Genomic DNA, 16,021 nt, shown 5'->3' on the forward strand with positions numbered 1-16,021 from the left:
TGTAGCGGGCAATTCAAATTCTGCCGATGGTGATGTAAGTGGTAATAATGGCAATCTCGACTTTTGGATAGTAAAGTTGGACGCATCGGGCAACATAACTTGGGAAAACAATTATGGCGGAAGCGACTCTGATTCACTTAGGGATATTGAACCGACCTCAGATGGTGGCTATATTGCAACAGGTTTTACCCTTTCTAATGACGGGGATGTGAGTGGCAACCATGGTGCCGAGGACTATTGGGTAATAAAACTCTCGGCAACAGGCGTTTTGCAATGGCAAAAAACCTTGGGCGGTAGTAGTGAAGATCAATCCCATAATGTGGGTCAGGCATCAGATGGAGGGTACTTTATCACGGGGTTTAGCAGTTCAAATGATGGGGATGTTACCAATAATCACGGCATGAAAGATATATGGGTGGTCAAACTGAACGCCACAGGTAGCATAATATGGCAGAAAACCTATGGTGGAAGCAACGAAGATTGGGGATACGGCGCACTCCATACCTCAGATGGGGTGAATGTGATTGTGGGAGCGTCTGCTTCTTTAGATGGTGATGTTGGGGGAAATTATGGCGAGAGCGATACATGGATCGTAAGGTTGGATAATTCCGGAGCTTTGCTATGGGAAAAAAATATGGGCGGAAGCCTTTCTGAATATGGCGAGGCAATAGGGTTAACCAACGATGGCGGATATATTGTAGCTTCGGAAGCACGTTCTAATGACGGCGATGTAAGTGGCAATCATGGTGATTCAGATTATTGGGCGGTAAAACTTAAAACTGATCCTCTGAACGTTGCAGATTTTAAGGAGCAAACTGTGGCGATTTACCCAAACCCCGCAAAAGATTATATTTCTTTTCAACTTCCTCAAAATACTGATTATTCCGTTGAAATTACCAATATATTAGGGCAGCAACTTTACAAGGGTGAAGTAAACCAATTACAAACTAAAATTCTATTGCCTACTGAAATGAGCACTGGTAGTTATTTCGTTACCTTATTCAATAAATCGGTTCGAGAAGGCACAACCATCAAATTGCTAGTGGAATAACGAAACTTAACTTTTATGCTGTAGCAGCCAGCTGCATCAATACCGTACAAAGTATGGCTGCGACCGTACCAATGGCATAGCCAAAAACCGCTAGCAAAACGCCAACCGTGGCCAAGGAAGGGTGAAATGCCGACGCCACAATAGGCGCAGAAGCCGCACCGCCCACGTTGGCCTGACTGCCCACGGCAAGGAAAAAGTAGGGGGCTTTGATGAGCTTTGCCACCAAAATCAATAAGCCGGCGTGGATAATCATCCATACCAAGCCAATGAAAATAAGTCCGAAATTTTCAAAAATAAGGGTCAGGTCCATTTTCATTCCAATGCTGGCAACCAAGATGTAGATAAACACGCTACCAAACTTACTGGCACCGGCCCCTTCATAACTTCTTAACTTGGTGAAAGAAAGTAAAACCCCGATCACCGTAGTGATACTGATCATCCAAAAGAACGACGAACTTAAAAAGGTAAAGACGTTTCGGGTAATGCCTTTTGGAAAACTGTTTACAAAGTCTTCAAAAAATACACTTAGGTATCCAGCGCCAAAGTGGGCAACGCTCACCGTTCCAAAAGCAATGGCGGCCAAAATCATCAAATCGGTCAAGGTTGGATTGCGATCTACGGTCGCGGCATAATCAGAAACTTTTTGTTTCAAGGCCTCAATGGCCGAGGTGTCCGATTGCAACCACTTATCAATCCGAGCCGATTTCCCGATCCCTATTAAAATGATCGCCATCCAAATATTGGCGACAACAATGTCCACAAACACCATTCCGCCATATAATTCTTGGTTGTAACCGTAAATTTCCAGCATAGCGGTTTGGTTGGCGCCACCACCAATCCAGCTTCCCGCCAAGGTAGAGAGGCCTCTCCAAACGGCATCGGCACCAGCTCCGCCTACGGTTTCAGGTGAAATGCTCCCTATAATCAAAACGGCAAGTGGCCCACCAATTACAATCCCAATGGTTCCCGTAAAAAACATAATGAGTGCTTTTGGTCCTAAGTTAAATACAGCTTTTAAATCCATACTAAGCGTCATAAGTACCAAAGCGGCGGGCAATAAATATCGGCTGGACATATAATAGAGGCTAGAGCTGTGTTCTACCACCTCGCCAGTTTCAGAAACACTTACCCAATCAGGCGCGATTACGCCAAACGTGGTCAATAAAGCCGGTAAAAAATAGGCCATGAACAACGCGGGCACAATTTTATAGAAAGAACTCCAAAATCCGGTTTCTTTTGAGGACGTATAAAAAATAAACCCCAAGGTAAGCATCAAGACACCAAATACAATGGTATCGTTGGTAAATAGGGGCGTGGTTTCAACAATTTCTTGGGTAATGTCGTCTTGCATGGTTAATTAGTTTGCGTGCAAAATACAATTATTTGCTGAAAAATTAAACCTTACTCTTTCTTCTTGGGAAGCCTATTGGCTTTTTTCAGCATTTCGTGCAACATCCATTCAATTTGGCCATTGGTACTGCGGAACTCATCTGCAGCCCATTTTTCAACGGCTTTCATCATATCTTCATTAACGCGCAAGGCGAAGGCTTTCTTTTTGGGCATATTAATTAGCTTCAATAAATTTGGTGATCACGGCAATCAATTCTTCTGAAACAGGAAGCTCGGCTTGACTGTACGATTGGCTGTTTTCGACATAACCGCCATCTATTTCTTTTAATACGTGGTTCATTTTTGGGATTACTTTATACGTGGCATTTGGTTTTGCTTTTTGCAATGCTTCGGCTTCGCTAATTTGTACCTGAAGGTCTTTATCACCATTTACAATCAATACGGGAACGTTTAGTTTGGCAAGTTCTTCTTGGGGATTGTACTGCATCCAATTGTACAGAAAAGGTTGAATGGCCGGGCGTAAAATAGAGGCCAGCCCCGGGCTGTAATTTTGAGCCACCCCATTTACCCGGAGGTCATCGAATGATTTTCGGGCATTGTCAACCAATTTAGGCGCTTGCTTTGCCAGTTGATCGACAATGACATCGTCTATTTCCTGTCCGGCACCGGCAATGGAAATAAAGCCGTCAGCCCTGTTTTGTGCAGCGATCATCCCAACCAGGGAACCTTGGCTGTGGCCAATAACGTAGATTTTGCCAAAACGGGCGTTGTTTTTAAAATACTCGATACCGGCAACGGCATCGGTTATAAAATCATCAAAAGTTACGCTTTCTTCATCCACCTTGTTCATTTTTATGAGTTTCACGATTCGCTTGTCGTATCGAAAAGTCGCAATGCCGTTATTGGTCAGGGCTTCGGCCAAATATTTGAGTGAGTTGTTTTTCAGCATGCTCTGGTTGCCGTTCCTGTCGGTAGGGCCCGAACCGGCAATAAGTATCGCAAGTGGTGGTTTTGCCGAAGTTTCAGGAAGCAACAATGTGCCTTCTACCAAAGGGGTTATCTTCAATGCTTCGGAAGTGAAATTTTCTTGGGGGTAAGCAGTTCCGAAAAAACATAAAACAAAAATGATAAACAGTTTTTTCATATCAAGTTATTTTGCCGGTTGATTTTTTCTGAATAGGTGGTTAAAATACGCCTTGCTTCGGCTTCTTTTTGTGTTCCCAACAGCAATTTTTTTCCGTTTTTAAATTCTATTTGTATGCCGGTGTTGCCTTTTACGTTCAAGGCGCCGCTGTTTTTGGTAAACCCGGTGCGGTAGCCCCATCCGCCATATTCGGCAATAGGTCTGTATTTTCGTACAGTGCAGGATACTATGTCCCGCCAGCGCAATAACCGTGATTTTAAGTTGAACGGCCAAAAGGCGTAATGAATGCCTATTTCGTCTATTTTGGTTTCCAGTTTGGTAAACAGCAATAAATACACCAAGACCAGAATTGTTAAAATCGATAGGGTAAGGTGTATCCAAAATTGGACGGTATCTTTATCTTTTATTTCAAAAGCATTGGCAATGGATAACCCACAAACTGCAATTACCGCTGTAACAATTAAACGCAGCCACCATTGATCAAACCGTTGTGTTTCTTTAAAAACCCGCATATTACATATTTAAAGTACCTGTGTTCACAACGGGCGAAGCATCTTTGTCGCCACATAAAATTACCATTAAATTGCTTACCATGGCGGCTTTGCGCTCTTCGTCCAGATCGACCACTTGTTTTTTGCTCAGTTCTTCCAGGGCCATTTCGACCATGCTCACGGCGCCTTCCACGATTTTATGGCGCGCTGCCACGATGGCGGTTGCCTGTTGCCTTTTAAGCATGGCGCTGGCAATTTCGTTGGCATAGGCCAAATAACCAATTCGCGATTCCAATACTTCAATGCCGGCGATGGTAAGGCGTTCGTCCAGGCCTTTTACCAAGGCTTCGTTCACTTCTTTCATACTGGAACGTAAGGTAATATCGGCATCCATGCCCTCATCGGCAAAATTATCGTAAGGGTATTTACTGGCCAGTTCGCGCACGGCGGCGTCGGTTTGTATGCGCACAAATTCTTCATAATTATCCACATCGAAAGCGGCTTTAAACGTATCGCGTACACGCCAAACCAAAATAGTGCTGATGATAACCGGGTTTCCCAGTTTGTCGTTCACTTTTAAACGTTCGCTGTCGAAGTTTCGGGCACGAAGTGATATTTTTTTCTTAACATACAACGGGTTTACCCAAAAAAGCCCGTTCTTTTTTATGGTGCCCATATATTTTCCGAATAGCAGTAAAACCCTTGAACCATTTGGGTTTACGAGCACAAAACCGGGCAGGGTCAATAGCCCCAAAAAGAACAGGGCGACAAACCAAGGGTTTTTGGTAAGCAACAGGCCAACAACGCCCGCTGCGATAATGATAAAAAACACGAACAGCATAAGGTAGCCGTTGGCTGGAGTAATTGTTTTTTCGTTTGACATGATGGTTAAATTTAATTTGATATTAAAATGATATTAAACAAATATAATTCTTTTTTTGGATTTTCCAACTATTTGTCATATTAACTTAAAACAAGGAATGGTATCTTTGCTTCATAGTTCTTCAGAAAAAAAACGAACAATATGAAAAAGAAATCAATGCTACTGGTATTATTGGTCTTCGCTCTTGCCACAGCTCAAGCTGCTGAAGATTGGGGGCGAAACGGTCACCGTGCAACCGGTGAGATCGCAGAAAACTATCTAACCAAAAAAGCAAAACGGCACATTGAACAATTACTGGACGGCCAGTCCCTGGCTTTGGTCTCCACCTATGCAGACGAAATTAAAAGCGATAGTAAATATCGTAAATACGGCCCTTGGCACTATGTAAACTTTCCTTTTGGTGCTACTTATGAGACGCATCCCAAAAATGAAAAAGGGGATATCATCACGGCCATCCACGAAAGCGTGGAGGTGCTCAAAGATGAGGAAGCATCAAAAAAAGACAAAGTGTTTTATTTAAAGATGCTGGTGCACCTTATTGGCGACCTTCATCAACCGTTGCATATAGGACAAGCCATAGACAAAGGCGGAAACGATTTTCAGGTACAGTGGTTTAAAAAAGGAACCAACTTGCACAAAGTTTGGGACAGCAAAATGATTGCCGAATACAAGATGTCGTATTCTGAACTGGCCGCAAACCAAAAAGAACTTTCCAAAAAAGAATTGAAACAGATACAACAAGGCACCATAGAAGACTGGATGTACGAAAGCCGGGCGCTCTGCGAAAATATTTACGACAATACAAAAGTTGGCCAAAAGTTATGGTACCCGTATATGTACAACTATATGGACGTGTTGAGAATGCAACTGCAAAAAGGCGGCATCCGTCTCGCCGAAGTGCTCAATGATATTTTTGGGTAACATCATCTTTTTGAAATGGTATTGTGAGTTATTTGTTTTTGGCGGCTGGATTTAAAACGCCCCATCCCCGTCTCGCGCAATTTTTTATGTTTGGTTTTTCGTCCTTGAACCCGTTTGCGCCACATCCTGAAACTGGAAGGTTTTAGCTGATGGCGCATAATTTTGATGGTTTCTTGTTCGCTGATGTTAAATTGATAGGTAATGGCTTCAAACGGTGTGCGGTCTTCCCAGGCCATTTCTATTATGCGGTCGAGTTCCCTTGGTGTAAAAGTTTGTTCTTCAACCATAATTATAAGGTAACCAAATTTTATTTAATTGTCCTAAAAGTCAAGTTAATTCGGGCTGTGGTCGCTTTTTTAGTTTTTGGCACTTGGTGTTTCCACTTTTCTTGTGTGGTTCCTTTCATCAATAAAAGGCTCCCGTGCTGTAAAACAAGTGATTTTTTCAAGGTTTTGTCTTTCTTGTGCTTTAATTGAAACACCCGTTCGGCACCTAAACTTATCGAGGCGATCATGGGATTTTCGCCCAATTCCTTTTCATCGTCACTGTGCCAGCCGTTGCTGTCCTGTCCATCGCGATAAAGGTTGAGCAACACTACGTTGAAGTGTGCTTCGGAAACAGCTTCCACTCTTTCTTTTATTTCCTTTAAAACCGAAGTAAATGGCAATGGGTGCATCGTGATCCCCGAATACGAATAACTTTTGCCCTGCTCGCCATACAAAGCCCTCAATCGCGGCTGTTGGTGTGTTTTTCCAAATATTTTAATATGGTCTTGTTGCCAAGGGGTACCGTTCAGCAACGTTTCAAAATAGGCATCGGCACTTTTTCTTGATAGGAAACCGGGATGATAAACCACATCGGCATCGGGCAGCTTCAAGAGGATGGCATCGGTATGTTCTTCGGCCGAAAACAAATCCATTACGTATAAAGATAGGCCCAATAAATCAGGGCAAATTGCAGCGGAATACGAAGGATCAAAGCCCATTTGGGCAGTTTCATTGCGGCTCTTTCATCTTGCAGCATATAAATGTGTACCGTAAAGAATACAATGAGCATGCCTATAATGCCCCAAGCGGCAATGCTTTGGGTGTCTTTGTTCAACAGCATTAACCCAAAAACCATTTCAGCCACGCCGCTCAATAACACCATGGTGGAATGGGCGGGGATGTACGGCGGCATTATGCGCTCGTATAGCTTTGGTTTTCTAAAGTGGTTGACGCCTGCCAAAATGTAAAGCACGCCCATGAGGTATTGATGCCAAGGTAAATTCGTCATATCGTTTAGTTTGGGGCTTTTATGGTTTTTGAATTCTCTGGGATGCTGTAATCAACCGATTCCACAAACTTAATAGTGCTTAAAACCGCATCGCCAATAGGTTCGCCATACAAGCCTTTTTCGCTGTTCCAGTTGTAAAACTTCCACTTGTCGGCTAGGGCAATGCCGTCAACCACTTGATAGTTCGCGTATAAAATGGCGTGTGGTGTTTTTTCTGCTTCTTCAACGCTTTTCCCATAGGTAACGATATAGGCTGCGTAACTCAGTAAATTGGTGTTGTTATCCACATAAACCATGTACCAATCGTCTGCCGTATCGCCAATGCCGTTCTTAAAGGTGAGTTTTGCACTGGAGTAGTCTTGTCCTTTTTCGGTTACTTGTTCAACGGGACCCAAAACGGTACCGGTATCGGTCAACTTAAAAGGCAAGGCCATAAAGTAGGGCCAGGTAAAAATATCGAAACGGGCCGATTGCGGTGTAGCATCGACCGGGCTTATAAAAACATCCTCCCCGTCGTAAATAATGATATTCCCCTCTTCTGACTCAAATTTTATTTTTGAAGAATTGGTCCGCATGGTAAACTTGCCATTTAAACGTTCTTTGCCTTTAAAATTCAATGTAATATCAAAAGAAACGTTGTTATGTGCCAAAAAAGCTTCTTTGTTATGCGTGTTTTCAACCCCTTGTGCAAAAGCTGCTGATAGGGAAGGGGCGCCATCGCCAATGCCGTTGTCCTGTTCCACGGGCATTATTTCCTCGGTATTTTTTTCCGTAATATTCTTGCAACTGAAGCCTGCAATTAATACTGCGAAAATAAGAAGTGCCTTTTTCATAGCTTAAAAATATAAAACCTGTAACACATACGAAGCGGTTTAAGAAAGTATTAGTACCAAAAAAAAAGACCGCCTGTTGAAGCGGTCTTTGTAGTGTTCTCGAAAATTAATTATTTAATCATCTCATAACTGCGTTTGATAAACGCCGTCATATCTTCGCCTTTTAATAGGTTCTTGCTCAACTTGGCAAGGTCCAAGGCTTGATTTACCAAACGTTCCTTTTTCTTCTTGGTCTTGGTGTTCAGTATTTCGGAAACCAGTTCGTGATTGGTGTTCACAATCAGGTTGTACATTTCGGGCATGTTGCCCATTCCAAACATACCGCCACCGCCGGTTTGTTGCATTTCTTTCATACGGCGCATAAACTCAGGTTCGGTGATAACAAATGGATTGGCGTTGCTGTCCATCGCTTCCAGTTGCACGGTGAATTTTTCTGAAGGCACCGTTTCGGTCAAAAAGGTTTTCAGTGTTTCTTTTTCCTCATCGGAAAGTTTAGAAACCTGCTCCTCGTCTTTTTTGATCAAGTTTTCAACCGGCTCGCTGTCCACCCGTACAAAACTGATGTTTTCCTTACTGCTTTCCAGCTTCTGCAACAAGTGCGACACGATTGGCGAATCCAACAGCAACACTTCGTAGCCTTTGTCCTTTGCTTCTTGAATGTAGCTGTGCTGCTCGTCTTTATTTGAAGCGTACAGCACCACCAATTTATCGTCTTTATCGGTCTGGTTGTCTTTTATTTTTTCCTGTAATTCGTCAAAAGTGAAATAATCACCATCGACGGTTGGGTAGAGCGCAAATTTTTGTGCTTTGTCAAAAAATTTGTCCTCGGTCAACATACCGTACTCGATCACGACTTTAATGTCGTTCCATTTTTTCTCAAAATCTTCACGGTTGTCGTTAAAGAGCGATTTTAGCTTATCGGCTACTTTACGGGTAATGTAGCTGGATATTTTCTTAACCGCGCCATCAGCTTGTAAATAACTTCGCGACACGTTTAACGGGATGTCCGGGCTATCGATCACCCCGCGGAGCATCGTTAAAAATTCAGGAACGATCCCTTCTACATTATCGGTGACGAACACTTGGTTTTGGTACAGCTGGATTTTATCCTTTTGTATGTTGAGGTCGTTCGTCATTTTTGGGAAATATAAAATCCCTGTTAAATTAAACGGATAATCCACGTTTAAATGGATGTGGAACAACGGCTCTTCAAACTGCATGGGATATAACTCCCGGTAAAAACTTTTGTAATCTTTGTCTTCTAACTCGGTGGGTTGCTTGGTCCAAGCCGGGTTGGGGTTGTTGATAATATTGTCCACCTCTTTGGTAGGTGCCGGATCGTCTTCCTTGGCACCTTCCGGTTTCGGCAAGGTTTCCGTTTTCATCCCAAACTTGATGGGGATGGGCATAAACTTGTTGTACTTGACCAAAAGTTCGCGAATGCGGCCTTCTTCCAAAAATTCGGTCTCATCCTCGGCAATGTGCAGGATGATTTCGGTACCGTGCTCTTTTTTATCGGCTTCCTCTAAGGTAAAATTTGGCGAACCATCGCAAACCCAGTGGGCAGCGGGTTCATCCTTAAAGCTTTTTGTGATGATTTCCACTTTGTTGGCCACCATAAACGAAGAATAGAAGCCAAGGCCAAAATGACCGATAATTCCTGAATCTTCGCCATCTTTGTCTTTGTATTTTTCTATAAATTCTTCGGCTCCGGAAAAAGCAATCTGGTTGATGTACTTTTCAACTTCGTCTTTGGTCATCCCTATCCCTTCGTCTATAATATGAAGGGTCTTGTTTTCCTTGTCAATTTTTACCTCAATCTTCGGGTTTCCGTAGGCAACATCGTTCGCTTCGCCAATGTTGGCCAAGTGTTTCAGTTTTAGCGTTGCATCTGTTGCATTCGATATCAGCTCGCGTAAAAAGATTTCATGGTCGCTGTATAAAAACTTTTTGATCAGCGGAAAAATATTCTCGACCGATACATTAATGGTTCCTTTGCTCATAGTTATGTAAGTTTTGTTTTCTTCTGAAAGAAATAGGACAAATAAAATACCATTTTCATGAAATATGACAGCTTGTCACTATTGTAAGGAACACGTTTTTAAGCCTACCAAACAAGCAGAAACTTTAACACAACCTTTTGTTTAACAAACAATAAAATGCGTTAAACGTTTCTTATCTTTGGATGAAATGATTTTGAACTGAAATAGCAAGATTTGCGTAAAAAATAGGATACCATGGCAACTAGGAAAACCCCTTCAAAAAAGAAAAAAATGACCCGCGATGACATTATCTCGGTCTATATGGATTATGTGCTGGAAAACGAGCAAACGCCCAAAAGTGTATATAAATTCAGTAAGCAACACAGTATGACCGAACAGGAATTTTACAATTTCTTCGGTTCATTCGATGGTTTGCGCAACGAAATATGGAACACGTTTTTTGACCACTCCATGAAATTGGCTCACAAAGACCCAAACTTCGAAAATTTCAGCAACCAAGAGAAGATGCTCACCTTTTTCTATACGTTTTTTGAAATGCTCACCGTAAACCGAAGTTACGTGCTTTTCGCCCTAAAAGAACACAAAGACATAATGAAAAACCTCGCGCAACTTAAAGGTTTGCGCAGTAGGGTAAAAGAGTTTGCGTCAGACCTGATAAGCCAAAAGAACGAAGAAAAAAACCTAAAGATATTAAAGCAGCCCGTTTCGGTATTTTCTGAAGGGGCTTGGTTGCAAACGCTGTTCATCTTAAAATACTGGATGGAAGACAATTCGGCCGCGTTCGAAAAAACCGATATCGTGATCGAAAAATCGGTCCGGGCCATTTTCGATGTGTTCGACAACACTCCCTTGGAAAGCGTGGTGGACTTCGGAAAATTTCTATGGAAAGATAAAATGAACTAAATGAAAACACTCGATTCCATCCCCACCGGAAAAATAAAGCGCGCCAGTAAACTGGTAAGTACCGGTGTTAAAGTAGGCGGCAATTACCTGAAATATTACAGCGGGAAATTGGTCAACCCAGACCTGAACAAAGACGCTTTGAACGAAAGCAATGCCGAAGATATTTACGACGGCCTAAAAAACCTGAAAGGAAGTGCGCTTAAGGTTGCCCAAATGCTCAGCATGGAAAAAAACATCATGCCCAAAGCGTATGTGGAAAAGTTTTCGTTAGCGCAGTTTCAAGTGCCGCCCCTTTCTGCATCTTTGGTTCGGAAAACCTTCAAAAAGTACTTTAATCAAACGCCGGAAGACTTGTTCGATACCTTCGATGAAAACTCCGTGGCCGCAGCCAGTATTGGCCAAGTGCATAAAGCCACCAAGAACGGAAAAGAACTTGCCGTTAAAATCCAATATCCCGGCGTTGCCGACAGCATTAGCAGCGATTTGGCCTTGGTAAAGCCGTTTGCCATTAAGATGTTCAATTTAAAAGGAAAGGATTCTGAAAAATACTTCAAGGAAATTGAAGGAAAACTTTTGGAAGAAACCGATTATAAACTGGAAGTTGCCCAAAGTAAGGCGGCTACTGAAGCCTGTGCTATGATTCCGAATTTAAAATTTCCGAAGTATTACGAAGCATTGTCAACCGATCGCATTATCACGATGGACTGGATGCACGGCGAACACCTTTCGGAATTTACCAAGCACAATACCAACAAAGAAAAAGCTAATAAAATAGGGCAAGCGTTGTGGGATTTCTATATGTTTCAAATGCACGAGCTGAAAAGCGTGCACGCCGATCCACATCCCGGTAATTTTTTGGTTGACAAAGAGGCGAACTTAATCGCTATTGACTTTGGTTGCATAAAAAATGTGCCCGAAGCATTTTATACGCCATATTTTGAGCTGGCAAAGCCAGAAAACATCAACAACCCCGATGTTTTTATGGAAAAAATGTACGAACTCGAAATTTTACGAAAGGACGATTCTCCCGAAGAAATGAAATTTTTTTCAGAGTTGTTCCACGAAATGTTGAGCCTGTTCACAAAGCCCTTCCATGGGGAAACCTTTGATTTTTCCGATGAGGAGTTCTTCGGAAAAATTGCTGAACTAAGCGATAAATATTCCAAAGACACCGAATTGCGTAAAATGAATGGAAATAGAGGCTCCAAACACTTCTTGTACATCAATAGAACATTTTTTGGCCTGTATAACCTGCTGAACGATCTGGGCGCACAGGTGAATATCGATAATTATAAGCGGTATATTTAGCAAAGATTTAACTTTTTGTTTAGCTTTTTAGCAATTAAATTAAACACAAAAAGCGTATCTTTACATCAAGTAATTGGATTACTTTGAAAAATTGCTATGAAAAAGTAAAAAGTTACCAATTATTTATTGGTTAGGTTGTTTGAAAGGGTGCGATTTCCGCACCCTTTTTTAAATCCACTCAGTTAATTCTCTTTGTTTTTCACGTACATATCCAACCATCGATCCTGCTCCCAAAGTAAATGCAAAATGCTTTCTTTGGCGCGGTAACCGTGGCTTTCCTTTGGCAACATCACCAAGCGCGCAGTTGCGCCTAAGCCTTTTAGGGCATTAAAATACCGTTCGCTTTGCAGCGGGTAGGTGCCCGAGTTATTGTCAGCTTGACCGTGAATCAATAATAGCGGTGTTTTCATTTTATCGGCATGCATAAAGGGAGACATGGTGTAATACGTTTCCGGTGAGTCCCAATAACTGCGTTCTTCACTTTGAAAACCAAAAGGCGTCAACGTACGGTTATAGGCGCCACTTCGGGCAATACCTGCAGCAAACAGATCGCTATGGCTTAATAAATTGGCCACCATAAATGCCCCATAACTATGCCCGCCAACGGCAACGCGGTCCCTGTCTATATAGCCCTTGGCATCCACTGCATCGATGGCTGCTTTTGCATTGGCGACCAACTGCGTTCTAAAGGTATCGTTAGGCTCTTCGTCGCCTTCACCAACAATAGGGAAAGCGGCATCGTCCAACACCACATAGCCTTGTGTCACCCAGTAAATAGGGCTTCCCCAAAACGGGTAGATAAATTCATTGGGATTGGTCGTGTTTTGCGATGCGCTGCTTTTGTCCTTGAACTCCCGTGGATATGCCCAAAGAATCATCGGCTTTTTTTCTTTTTTGTCCATATCGTAACCAACGGGCAGATATAACGTTCCCTCCAGTTCAAGTCCATCATCACGTTTGTAGGTGATTACTTCTTTATGAACGTTTTGTAAACTTTTAAAAGGATTTTCAAAAGAGGTTACAGGCGTTAAATCGTTCTTTTTCTTGATATTCCTGAAATAATAATTGGGGTATTCATTTTGCGATTCAATCCTAACCAATATTTTTCCTTTTTTCATATCAATCGCATCGTACAAATCTTCCTTTTTATCGGTAAAGCTCGATTCGTAGATACGTTTGGTGTTCTGGGTTTTTAAATTGAATTCGTCAACAAAAGGAAACTGCCCTTTTTCAGAATAACCATCACCCATTAAATAGGCTGTGTTGTTGTTGAGGTCCAGAACAGGACGGTTATATTTATTTTGAGTGGTCACAAAATTACCCGGATCACTGTACCGGTCTTGGTAATTTCGGTCTGAAATAATAACGGGTTGTTGTTTTGAATTTGAAGGGTTAAAAAGGTAGGTCTTGGTATTTCGGTCGTTCCACCAATAATCGTAAGCGATGGCGTTTTGTGCATCGCCCCAAATAATGCCTGAAAACCTGTTTTTCGTTTTTAAAATTTCTTTTCCTTTACCGCTAAACGGGGCTTTCACTTGGTACACGGCATCTCTAAACTCTACATCGTTGTCTGGGTCTCCTTCGTCTAAAGCTTCTACCCAGTATAAGGTTGCCGGTTGATCGTTGCGCCAGTTAAAGTTTCGTTTGCCGGTTCGCGTAGCCATAAACCCTTTTGGTCTAACTTCGTCCAAAGGCACGTTATTTACCACTGTAACCACATTGCCGTTGGTGTCGTAAACCGTTTGCTGGTAAGGAAAACGATAATAGGGTACTAAATACGAAAACGGTCTTTTGATTGCTGAAACCAAAATATAGTTCCCATTGGGCGAAAAACTGATAGTTCGGTACATCGCGGTAGGTAGAAAAGGTGTGATCGTTCCATTAACGGAGACTTTTTTGATTTCTGAAAGCGCCAGTTGTTCAAAATTGGCTTCATCATTCGGGTTTTTTAACAAATCTTGATAGGTGCGGTTTTGTGCCTTTTCTCCGTCACTTACCGAAATAGTTGGCCCTTCGGGTACGGCTTCCTCAGTGTTGATTAACGCTTTCCTGTTTTCGGGAAGCATTTTTACCAGTAAGGCCGAACTGTCTTTAAACCAATTTAACACATCGCCCATATTGGCGTTGACAGTGGCCGGCGTCAATTTTTTAGCCGAACTTTTTTCCACATCTAAAACCCAGGCTTCAACACCGTCTTCACCGGTATGTAAAAAAGCAATCATTTTTTGGTTGGGCGACCAGCTAAAGTTTGACAGTCGGGGGTTTTTAGGAAGTCCGGAAACAGCTTGCGATCCTTTGTCTGTGGCTTTTTTTACTTCAATATTGTTGTAGTAGTTGGTGCGGCTGCCAATGTTCGTTTGTGGGTTGATGCGTAAACCGCCCAGGCGCATTTCGGGTTCAGAAAGTTCTGCAATCGATTTATAGGCATTTCTGTACAAGAGAACGACATAGTCGCCTTCATCATCGATAATAACAGAGGGAGCGGGAGGTGCTTCCACTAAATCGAGGATTTCTTTAGGGGGTTTTTGATAATTTTTGTCAACTTGAGCATAAAATGCTGAAGCAATAAGCAGAAAAATAAATAATGTTGAAAATTTTTTCATGAGGATTATAATTTTTTTGAAAAGATACTCAAAAAAATGCAATGCGGCTTCTCAAAAATACTATGCGCGCATACTATAAGAAGAATAATTATTTCGCTCCAAACACTTGTTTGCTTATCTTGCCTGTTCGTTTATACCTTATTTATATGTTTACTTCAAAAATAACAGGGCTTGGCCATTACGTGCCCGAAAATGTCGTTACCAATGACGATCTTTCAAAACTAATGGACACCAACGATGCGTGGATACAAGAGCGTACAGGCATTAAGGAACGTCGCCACATAAAAAAAGGCGATGGCAACTCTACTTCGGTTATGGGCGTTAAGGCAGCCAAAATGGCCCTAAAAGAAGCCAATCTGAAGGCAACGGACATCGACATGATCGTCTTCGCCACCTTGAGTCCCGACATGTATTTTCCAGGCGGAGGTGTAGAAGTGCAAGAACTCATGGATATGAAAACCATCCCGGCACTGGATGTGCGCAACCAATGCAGCGGTTTTGTCTATGCGATGTCGGTAGCCGATCAATTTGTAAAGACCGGAATGTATGAAAATATTTTGGTGATAGGAAGTGAAAACCACAGTGGCGGACTCGATTTTACCACCCGCGGCCGCAGTGTTTCGGTAATTTTTGGTGATGGGGCCGGGGCAGCGGTGGTTTCCCGGAGCGAAGATGACCAAGGTGGGATTTTATCGACCCATTTGCACAGCGAAGGGAAACACAAAGACGAGTTGGCCCTTCAAGGACCCAGCACCGAGCATTGGGTGCCAGAGATAATAGCTGAAAACCCCCAAGAGGACATTCCATATTATCCCTATATGAACGGACAGTTTGTGTTTAAACACGCGATTGTCCGTTTTGCAGAAGTGATTCACGAAGGCCTGGAAGCAAACGGGCTTACCACAAGCGATATTGACATGCTTATTCCGCATCAAGCCAACTTGCGTATATCACAGTTTATTCAGCAGAAGTTGAAGTTGAGCGACGACCAAGTGTTCAATAACATACAAAAATATGGAAACACCACGGCAGCATCTATCCCCATCGCCCTTTCTGAGGCCCACAAAGCCGGAAAAATTAAAAAAGACGATATAGTGGTTTTAGCTGCTTTTGGAAGTGGGTTTACTTGGGGAAGTGTGATCATTAGGTGGTAATTTCCTAAACATAGCAAAAACATAAAAAGCCTTCCCAGTTTCAGGAAGGCTTTTATAGCTTAACAAACAAAAATCGATTTTGATCTCCAATTCAAATAAATT

16 protein-coding genes are annotated in these 16,021 nt (G+C 42.4%); 5 read left to right on the top strand and 11 right to left on the bottom strand.

Annotated features, from left to right (window positions below; genetic code table 11):
* Positions 1-76: 76 nt before the first annotated feature.
* Entirely contained in the window at positions 77-1,051 is a 975-nt protein-coding gene (locus DDV96_RS03515) for a T9SS type A sorting domain-containing protein (RefSeq protein WP_116693358.1), read from the top strand.
* Positions 1,052-1,064: 13 nt separating this feature from the next.
* Here DDV96_RS03515 and DDV96_RS03520 read toward each other — a convergent pair whose 3' ends face one another.
* Genes DDV96_RS03520 through DDV96_RS03540 form a run of 5 tightly spaced genes read right to left on the bottom strand, consistent with a single transcriptional unit; the run spans position 1,065 to position 4,919 of the window.
* Positions 1,065-2,402, bottom strand: a complete 1,338-nt coding sequence (locus DDV96_RS03520) for a DUF819 family protein (RefSeq protein ID WP_116693359.1) — start codon at positions 2,400-2,402, stop codon at positions 1,065-1,067.
* A 50-nt stretch (positions 2,403-2,452) separates the two neighbouring features.
* On the bottom strand, positions 2,453-2,614 hold the full coding sequence (locus DDV96_RS03525; protein WP_116693360.1) for an Arc family DNA binding domain-containing protein: 162 nt from the start codon (positions 2,612-2,614) through the stop codon (positions 2,453-2,455).
* Position 2,615: 1 nt separating this feature from the next.
* Entirely contained in the window at positions 2,616-3,545 is a 930-nt protein-coding gene (locus DDV96_RS03530) for an alpha/beta hydrolase family protein (RefSeq protein WP_116693361.1), read from the bottom strand.
* The gene (locus DDV96_RS03535; RefSeq protein WP_116693362.1) at positions 3,542-4,057 is read right to left on the bottom strand and encodes a hypothetical protein; all 516 of its coding nucleotides are present in this window, start codon (positions 4,055-4,057) and stop codon (positions 3,542-3,544) included. Before DDV96_RS03535 ends, DDV96_RS03530 begins: the two co-directional genes overlap by 4 nt.
* A 1-nt stretch (position 4,058) precedes the next feature.
* The gene (locus tag DDV96_RS03540; protein ID WP_116693363.1) at positions 4,059-4,919 is read right to left on the bottom strand and encodes an SPFH domain-containing protein; all 861 of its coding nucleotides are present in this window, start codon (positions 4,917-4,919) and stop codon (positions 4,059-4,061) included.
* Positions 4,920-5,060: 141 nt separating this feature from the next.
* On the opposite strand from DDV96_RS03540, the gene DDV96_RS03545 reads away from it, so the two are divergent.
* Entirely contained in the window at positions 5,061-5,840 is a 780-nt protein-coding gene (locus tag DDV96_RS03545) for a S1/P1 nuclease (RefSeq protein ID WP_116693364.1), read from the top strand.
* Positions 5,841-5,842: 2 nt separating this feature from the next.
* On the opposite strand, the gene DDV96_RS03550 is transcribed toward DDV96_RS03545, so the two are convergent.
* The 5 genes from DDV96_RS03550 to htpG all read right to left on the bottom strand — a co-directional run bounded on the left by DDV96_RS03550 (position 5,843) and on the right by htpG (position 9,951).
* A complete protein-coding gene (locus tag DDV96_RS03550; protein WP_116693365.1) occupies positions 5,843-6,127 on the bottom strand; it encodes a TIGR03643 family protein in 285 nt (94 codons plus the stop codon).
* A 20-nt stretch (positions 6,128-6,147) separates the two neighbouring features.
* Positions 6,148-6,759: an alpha-ketoglutarate-dependent dioxygenase AlkB family protein gene (locus tag DDV96_RS03555; protein ID WP_116693366.1), complete on the bottom strand. Its 612-nt coding sequence runs from the start codon at positions 6,757-6,759 to the stop codon at positions 6,148-6,150.
* Positions 6,759-7,115 (bottom strand): DoxX family protein, encoded by a 357-nt coding sequence (locus DDV96_RS03560; protein ID WP_116693367.1) that lies wholly within the window; start codon positions 7,113-7,115, stop codon positions 6,759-6,761. The genes DDV96_RS03555 and DDV96_RS03560 overlap by 1 nt, the downstream gene beginning before the upstream one ends.
* A 5-nt stretch (positions 7,116-7,120) precedes the next feature.
* Complete coding sequence (locus DDV96_RS03565; protein ID WP_116693368.1) at positions 7,121-7,948, bottom strand: DUF6503 family protein; 828 nt, start codon at positions 7,946-7,948, stop codon at positions 7,121-7,123.
* A gap of 110 nt (positions 7,949-8,058) precedes the next feature.
* The gene (gene htpG, locus DDV96_RS03570) at positions 8,059-9,951 is read right to left on the bottom strand and encodes a molecular chaperone HtpG (RefSeq protein ID WP_116693369.1); all 1,893 of its coding nucleotides are present in this window, start codon (positions 9,949-9,951) and stop codon (positions 8,059-8,061) included.
* A 234-nt stretch (positions 9,952-10,185) separates the two neighbouring features.
* On the opposite strand from htpG, the gene DDV96_RS03575 reads away from it, so the two are divergent.
* A complete protein-coding gene (locus DDV96_RS03575) occupies positions 10,186-10,854 on the top strand; it encodes a TetR family transcriptional regulator C-terminal domain-containing protein (RefSeq protein WP_116693370.1) in 669 nt (222 codons plus the stop codon).
* Positions 10,855-12,162, top strand: a complete 1,308-nt coding sequence (locus DDV96_RS03580; protein WP_116693371.1) for an ABC1 kinase family protein — start codon at positions 10,855-10,857, stop codon at positions 12,160-12,162.
* Positions 12,163-12,344: 182 nt separating this feature from the next.
* On the opposite strand, the gene DDV96_RS03585 is transcribed toward DDV96_RS03580, so the two are convergent.
* Positions 12,345-14,765, bottom strand: coding sequence for an alpha/beta hydrolase family protein (locus DDV96_RS03585; RefSeq protein WP_116693372.1), 2,421 nt, complete (start codon positions 14,763-14,765; stop codon positions 12,345-12,347).
* A 146-nt stretch (positions 14,766-14,911) separates the two neighbouring features.
* Between DDV96_RS03585 and DDV96_RS03590 the strand changes: the two genes are divergently transcribed.
* Positions 14,912-15,919 (top strand): 3-oxoacyl-ACP synthase III family protein, encoded by a 1,008-nt coding sequence (locus tag DDV96_RS03590; protein WP_116693581.1) that lies wholly within the window; start codon positions 14,912-14,914, stop codon positions 15,917-15,919.
* The last annotated feature ends 102 nt before the right edge of the window (positions 15,920-16,021 follow it).

Source organism: Marixanthomonas spongiae (assembly GCF_003095375.1).
Classification (GTDB): domain Bacteria; phylum Bacteroidota; class Bacteroidia; order Flavobacteriales; family Flavobacteriaceae; genus Marixanthomonas; species Marixanthomonas spongiae.

What these genes read in the sequence shown, in the direction of transcription:
- DDV96_RS03520 (WP_116693359.1), bottom strand. Translation starts at nt 2,402, where the DNA reads ATGCAAGACGACATTACCCAAGAAATTGTTGAAACCACGCCCCTATTT.
- DDV96_RS03525 (WP_116693360.1), bottom strand. Translation starts at nt 2,614, where the DNA reads ATGCCCAAAAAGAAAGCCTTCGCCTTGCGCGTTAATGAAGATATGATG.
- DDV96_RS03530 (WP_116693361.1), bottom strand. Translation starts at nt 3,545, where the DNA reads ATGAAAAAACTGTTTATCATTTTTGTTTTATGTTTTTTCGGAACTGCT.
- DDV96_RS03535 (WP_116693362.1), bottom strand. Translation starts at nt 4,057, where the DNA reads ATGCGGGTTTTTAAAGAAACACAACGGTTTGATCAATGGTGGCTGCGT.
- DDV96_RS03540 (WP_116693363.1), bottom strand. Translation starts at nt 4,919, where the DNA reads ATGTCAAACGAAAAAACAATTACTCCAGCCAACGGCTACCTTATGCTG.
- DDV96_RS03545 (WP_116693364.1), top strand. Translation starts at nt 5,061, where the DNA reads ATGAAAAAGAAATCAATGCTACTGGTATTATTGGTCTTCGCTCTTGCC.
- DDV96_RS03550 (WP_116693365.1), bottom strand. Translation starts at nt 6,127, where the DNA reads ATGGTTGAAGAACAAACTTTTACACCAAGGGAACTCGACCGCATAATA.
- DDV96_RS03555 (WP_116693366.1), bottom strand. Translation starts at nt 6,759, where the DNA reads ATGGATTTGTTTTCGGCCGAAGAACATACCGATGCCATCCTCTTGAAG.
- DDV96_RS03560 (WP_116693367.1), bottom strand. Translation starts at nt 7,115, where the DNA reads ATGACGAATTTACCTTGGCATCAATACCTCATGGGCGTGCTTTACATT.
- DDV96_RS03565 (WP_116693368.1), bottom strand. Translation starts at nt 7,948, where the DNA reads ATGAAAAAGGCACTTCTTATTTTCGCAGTATTAATTGCAGGCTTCAGT.
- htpG (WP_116693369.1), bottom strand. Translation starts at nt 9,951, where the DNA reads ATGAGCAAAGGAACCATTAATGTATCGGTCGAGAATATTTTTCCGCTG.
- DDV96_RS03575 (WP_116693370.1), top strand. Translation starts at nt 10,186, where the DNA reads ATGGCAACTAGGAAAACCCCTTCAAAAAAGAAAAAAATGACCCGCGAT.
- DDV96_RS03580 (WP_116693371.1), top strand. Translation starts at nt 10,855, where the DNA reads ATGAAAACACTCGATTCCATCCCCACCGGAAAAATAAAGCGCGCCAGT.
- DDV96_RS03585 (WP_116693372.1), bottom strand. Translation starts at nt 14,765, where the DNA reads ATGAAAAAATTTTCAACATTATTTATTTTTCTGCTTATTGCTTCAGCA.
- DDV96_RS03590 (WP_116693581.1), top strand. Translation starts at nt 14,912, where the DNA reads ATGTTTACTTCAAAAATAACAGGGCTTGGCCATTACGTGCCCGAAAAT.